The organism is Streptomyces sp. NPDC060209 (genome assembly GCF_042728155.1).
Classification (GTDB): Bacteria; Actinomycetota; Actinomycetes; order Streptomycetales; family Streptomycetaceae; genus Streptomyces.
This window is the reverse complement of sequence record NZ_JBHWZS010000459.1, coordinates 1-4,885: the sequence shown is the minus strand read 5'-3', so window position 1 is coordinate 4,885 and position 4,885 is coordinate 1. Positions and strand designations below refer to the sequence as shown.

Here is a 4,885-nt window from a genome sequence, read left to right as displayed (position 1 = left end):
CACCTGGCCCGGCACCGGCATGTACGGATCCGAGAGCGGATCTCGAGCACATGACCGGATTCCTGTTATTGTCCCGGCCGCACAGCGTCTCCCGAGTGTGGGAAGTGACGGAACAGGATCCCGGAAGAGTGAGCACAGCATGGGCGAGACACGCGAGACGGCGTTGATCAAGGCCGCGCAGAAGGGCGACCCCGAGGCGCAGGACCGGCTCGTCGCGTCCTACCTGCCGCTGGTCTACAACATCGTCGGCCGGGCGCTTAACGGCCATGCCGATGTCGACGACGTGGTCCAGGACAGTGTGCTGCGGATGCTCCGCGGCCTGCCGTCACTGCGTACCCCCAAGAGCTTCCGGTCCTGGTTCGTGGCCATCACCATGAACGAGATACGCGGGCACTGGCGCGAGCGCAGCACCGGGGAGATACCCGCGGACGGGATGGACGCGTACGACGTCGTCGATCCCGCGGCCGACTTCGTCGAACTGACGATCGTCCGGCTCGGCCTGACAGGCCAGCGCCGGGAGGCCGCCGAGGCCACGCGGTGGCTGGACGACGACGACCGCGATCTGGTGTCGCTGTGGTGGCTGGAGACGGCAGGGGAGCTGTCCCGGGCGGAGGTCGCCGCCGCGCTCGACCTGTCTCCCCAGCACACGGCGGTACGTGTCCAGCGGATGAAGGAGCGGCTGGAGGCTGCCCGTGTGGTGGTACGCGCGCTGGCTGCGGACCCGCGCTGCGTCCTGCTCGAAGACCTGACGGCCCGGTGGGACGGGCTGCCGTCCGCACTGTGGCGCAAGCGGCTGGCGCGTCACGCGCGTGAGTGCACCGTCTGCGCGGGACACCGGTCGGGCCTGGTACCTGCTGAGGGCCTGCTGGTGGGGCTGGCCCTTGTCCCTGTGGCGGCGTCCGCCGGTGTTCCGGCAGCGGACCTCCTGCCGACGGCGTTCCTGCCCGCGGCAGCCGGCGCCGGTCCCGGGCGTGCCGAGCGCCGACGGGACGGCGTCAGACGCCGCCGCCGCACCACGGTCGTGGCCGGGCTCGCCGCGGTGGCAGTCCTGGGGGGCGGCGGGGCCGCCGTGCACCTCTACTCGGACGACGCGGGCGAGGACCCGGCCACCGCCGTAGCTCCGCTCACCGGTCCGTCGGCGCCGGTGAGCACGCCGCCTTCCCCGTCCGCTTCCCCCTCTCCCTCCCCGTCGCCCTCGTCCGCGTCTCCGACACCGTCCGCCACCACGTCTCCGTCCGCGTCCAGGAGCCGGAGCGCCACCCCCACTCCTGAGAAGGCTCCGAGGCCCCGCACACCGTCCTCGAAGCCGGCTGCCGCACCGAAGGCCTCGTCCGCCCCGTCGGTGACCCAGGAGGTGATCGCCCTGGTCAACACCGAGCGGGCGAAGGAGGGCTGCGGGTCGGTCAGCGGCAACAGCCTGCTGACGAAGGCCGCGTCGAGTCACTCCGCGGACATGGTGGCGCGCGACTACTTCTCGCACACCTCACCGGACGGCACGGATCCCGGCGCGCGCATCACCGCCGCCGGGTACCGGTGGAGCACGTACGGCGAGAACATCGCGAAGGGCCAGCAGACCGCCGAGTCGGTGATGGACGCCTGGATGAACAGCGACGGGCACCGGGCGAACATCCTCAACTGCGCGTTCAAGGAGATCGGGATCGGCAGAGAGGACTCGTCCGGGGGGCCCGTGTGGACCCAGAACTTCGCCACCGCCCTCTGACACCCGCGGTCGGGAACACCGTCATCTCACGGAAACGAGCAGGTAGCACCCTCTCCACGTAAGGGATCTAGGCTGGGACCCGAGCCCAGGCCGAAGGCGTCCGCCGGCGACAGACGTCTTTCCCCCGCGGACAGGAGCACGGTGCCTACGCCCTCACTTCTCGCCGATCGGCTCCCCCCTTGGCTCGCTCACGCGCTGCGCGCCCAGCGCGGACCGGTCCCGTGGAACGCGGTGCTGCGCGGAGGTCTGGCCGCCATGCCGCTGCTGGTGTCGGTACTGGCCGAGCGGCCGACTGCCGGGGTCCCCGCGGCGCTCGGCGCGATGCTGGCCGGTATCAACGACCGGCCCGGCAGTCGCCGCGCCTCGGTCGCCCGGCTCGGGTTCCCCGCCCTGGCGGGCTCGGCCGGTCTGCTGCTCGGAACGGTGCTCGCTGAGGCTGTGGGCGATGGCCGGTCCCTGGTCGCCCTGCCCCTGGTGTTCGGGCTGCTGGGGCTGGTGGCCGGAGCGATCAGCTCGACGGGTCCCGTCGCGTCCGCGTGCGGCACCCAGGTGCTGGTCGCGGTCGTGATCGGGGCCGGCATGCCGTTGCCGGAGCCCGGGCCGCTGCGCGCACTGCTGTTCCTGGCCGGTGCGGGGTGGCTCCTGCTGCTCCGGCTGGTCCTGCCCTCGCCCGGCCGGCACCGCAGCGGACCGTACCGGTTCGACGGGGAGCGCGAGGCGGTCGCCGCGGTGTACGAAGCCGTCGCTGGGCTCCTACGGGCGACCGGCGGCCCTCAGGCCCGCTCGGGTCGCGCTGCGCTGAGTGGCGCGCTCGACCATGCCCAGGACGCATTGGCCGGCCCCCGACTGCGGCGCTACGCGAGCTCCGCGGCGGAACGTCGGCTGCACGCCCAGTACGCGGCGGCGTTTCCGCTGGCCGAGGCCGCGACCGCGCTGGCATGGGCCGGGGCCCCGCTGCCCGCCAGGATCGTGGAAGGGCCCCGCAGGCTGGCAGCCGCTGTACGGACCGGCGGACCCTGCGGACCGCTGCCGGCTCCGGCCCGGACGGATGCCGGACTGCGGGCCCTGGACGATGCCCTGCTGCGGGCCGCCGCAGTGTTCGACCGCCCCGCAGGGACGGAGCAGGGCCGGCAAGGAGGACGCTCGTACTCATCCCTGCTGGGCCGGGCGTGGAGCGCGGCGGGACGTGAGTACGGTCTCCGGGTCGCGGTGTGCTGTGCGACGAGTACGGTCGTGGCGCAGTGGCTGCATCACGAACACTGGTACTGGCTGCCCGCCACCACCGTCTTCCTCGTCAAACCCGATCTCGGGCCGCTGGCCTCACGGGTGGTGTGCCGGGCCGTGGGTACCGTGGCCGGCGCCGCGGCCTTCGGCGTCGTGGCCATGCTGGTGTCCGGGCCGTTCGCGCTGGTCGCGACGGTTGCGCTCTGCGGCGCGCTTCTTCCGGTCGCGACCCGCCACTTCGCGGTGCAGACGGCGGTGGTGACCGTGCTCGTCCTCTCCCTCGTCCTGCTGGGCGGTGAGCCGCCTGCCTCCTGGGGACGGGTGGTGGAATCCCTCCTCGCCTGCGCCACGGTGCTGTTCGTCGGACACCTCCCGATGCCGGGGCGGAAGGGCAGCACCGCACGGGCCGCTCTCGACACGGCGGTGGGGGCGGCGCACCGCTACCTTGGGCATGTCCTGGACGCCCCGGAGGACCACACCCGGAAGGGAACACTCCGCCGCGACGCCTACCGCTCGCTGGCGGTGGCCCGTACGGCGATCGACCTGTCGGCAGCCGAACTCCCTCCGGTGTCCAGGCACTCTGCCGGATTCGAGGGGGTCGCGGGTGCGCTGGAGCGGCTCATCGACACCACGACGGCGTGTGCGGTGGAGCTGGACCACCCGGCCGCCGAACTGCCTCCGTCGCACGCCGAACTGCTCGCCGCGCAGCTCTCGGAGCTCGACCGGTCGTGGGCGGTCCCGGCGCGGTGAGCGCCCCCTTCTAGGATGCGGCGCATGATCGCTGAATTGCAGTGTGTGGTTCTGGACTGTCCCGATCCGGCGCGGCTGGCCGGGTTCTACGCGGCCGTGCTGGGCGGGGAGGCCGACAGGCCCGACAGGCGGTGGGCCCTCGGCGAGGGCTGGGCGACGGTGCACACGCCGGCGGGACAGGTGCTCTGCTTCCAACGGGTCGAGGGGTACCTGCCACCGCGGTGGCAGGACCCCGGCCGCCCGCAGCAGTTCCACCTCGACTTCGGTGTCCCCGATCTGGACCGTGCCCAGGAGCAGGTGCTCGCGCTCGGAGCCACTGTGCTGGACGCCGGAGCCGACGCGCGTGGCTGGCGTGTGTTCGCGGATCCGGCCGGGCATCCGTTCTGCCTGGTACGCCACTGACCCCGGGTGTCCGGACGCGGGTCCGGGCACCCGGGGCCGGGGTCAGCGTCCGATCAGTGTCAGGGCGGCGCAGGCGCCGCTCACCGCGCCGGCGGTCAGGACGGACAACGCCACGCAGCGTGCCCTGAGCCGGTCGTAGCGTGCGGTGTACTCGCCCCGGAGTTCCACCGCACGGCCGGCGATCCTTGTGAGCGTCTCCCGGCAGACCTCCACCCTGTCCGCCACGTACACGCGTTCGACGTCCTCGCGCTGGGCGGTGGTGAGCCAGGGCAGGTCGCCCGTGAAGCGGCGGGCCTGTCGGCGGGCCTCCGCGACCTCGGCGTTCAAGAGCAGGTAGCCCTCCACCTGGGCCAGGCCCCGGGCGCTCTCCTTGTCCGGCTTCACGCGGTCCTCCTCTCCTCGAACCGTCGCGTGGGCCCTATTTCTGCTTGTCCCCAGGAGCCACCGTGACGGATTCGTGAGGACGGTTCGTCGTGTCCTCGAGGGCACGGATCGAGGGATAGTGCAGGTCGAACGCCGGCGATTCGGATCGGATCCGAGGAAGTGTCAGGAAGTTGTGCCGCGGCGGCGGGCAGGATGTGGCCCATTCGAGCGAACGCCCGTAGCCCCAGGGGTCGTCGACCTCGATCTTCTTGCCGTACTTGGCGGTCTTCCAGACGTTGTACATGAACGGAAGCATCGAGAGACCCAGCAGGAACGAGGAGATCGTCGAGATCGTGTTCAGGGCGGTGAAGCCGTCGGCGGCGAGGTAGTCCGCGTAACGACGCGGCATGCCCTCGGCACCGAGCC

General features: G+C 72.2%; 4 protein-coding genes and 1 pseudogene. 3 read left to right on the top strand and 2 right to left on the bottom strand.

Annotated elements, in window-relative coordinates; genetic code table 11:
* The first annotated feature begins 139 nt into the window (after positions 1-139).
* From ACFWFI_RS41005 to ACFWFI_RS40995, 3 genes are all read left to right on the top strand, one after another.
* Positions 140-1,720 carry a sigma-70 family RNA polymerase sigma factor gene (locus ACFWFI_RS41005; RefSeq protein ID WP_387400782.1) on the top strand — a complete coding sequence of 527 codons (1,581 nt, stop codon included), beginning with the start codon at positions 140-142 and terminating at the stop codon, positions 1,718-1,720.
* A 231-nt stretch (positions 1,721-1,951) separates the two neighbouring features.
* Positions 1,952-3,694: an FUSC family protein gene (locus ACFWFI_RS41000; RefSeq protein WP_387400783.1), complete on the top strand. Its 1,743-nt coding sequence runs from the start codon at positions 1,952-1,954 to the stop codon at positions 3,692-3,694.
* A 24-nt stretch (positions 3,695-3,718) separates the two neighbouring features.
* Positions 3,719-4,096 carry a VOC family protein gene (locus tag ACFWFI_RS40995; RefSeq protein WP_387400780.1) on the top strand — a complete coding sequence of 126 codons (378 nt, stop codon included), beginning with the start codon at positions 3,719-3,721 and terminating at the stop codon, positions 4,094-4,096.
* 42 nt (positions 4,097-4,138) lie between these two features.
* On the opposite strand, the gene ACFWFI_RS40990 is transcribed toward ACFWFI_RS40995, so the two are convergent.
* Both ACFWFI_RS40990 and ACFWFI_RS40985 read right to left on the bottom strand, forming a co-directional pair.
* Positions 4,139-4,480, bottom strand: a complete 342-nt coding sequence (locus tag ACFWFI_RS40990; RefSeq protein ID WP_387400778.1) for a hypothetical protein — start codon at positions 4,478-4,480, stop codon at positions 4,139-4,141.
* 34 nt (positions 4,481-4,514) lie between these two features.
* Positions 4,515-4,885: pseudogene (locus ACFWFI_RS40985) on the bottom strand (cytochrome ubiquinol oxidase subunit I); the annotation flags it as partial.

Bases quoted from the DNA above. Each gene is read 5' to 3' on its own strand.
- ACFWFI_RS41005 (WP_387400782.1), top strand. From the start codon at position 140: ATGGGCGAGACACGCGAGACGGCGTTGATCAAGGCCGCGCAGAAGGGC.
- ACFWFI_RS40995 (WP_387400780.1), top strand. From the start codon at position 3,719: ATGATCGCTGAATTGCAGTGTGTGGTTCTGGACTGTCCCGATCCGGCG.